The sequence below is a fragment of the Peribacillus sp. SIMBA_075 genome, from assembly GCF_046534585.1.
Genome location: NZ_JAWRYN010001017.1, coordinates 1 through 257, shown reverse-complemented (window position 1 = coordinate 257; position 257 = coordinate 1). Strand labels below are relative to the sequence as shown.

At 51.4% G+C, this 257-nt stretch carries 1 protein-coding gene; it reads left to right on the top strand.

Annotation, left to right across the window (positions count from 1 at the left end; genetic code table 11):
* Positions 1-257, top strand: a 257-nt coding sequence (locus SB775_RS31365) for a glutamate ligase domain-containing protein (RefSeq protein WP_410865182.1), incomplete at both ends; no start/stop codon positions are given.

Sequence of the window (257 nt, the reverse complement as noted above, 5' to 3'; positions counted from 1 at the left end):
GGGCGTTAAACGCCGCTTTACAGAGACAGTCATCGACGATCGCGTGTTGATCGACGATTATGCCCACCATCCGACAGAAATCCGCTCAACTTTGCAATCAGCTAGCCAAAAGTATCCGGAACGCGAGCTGATCGCCATTTTCCAGCCGCATACATTCAGCCGGACCCAGACTTTCCTACAGGAATTCGCGGATTGCCTGCAGGAAGCGGACCATGTCTATTTATGCGATATTTTTGGTTCTGCCAGAGAAGAAGCGG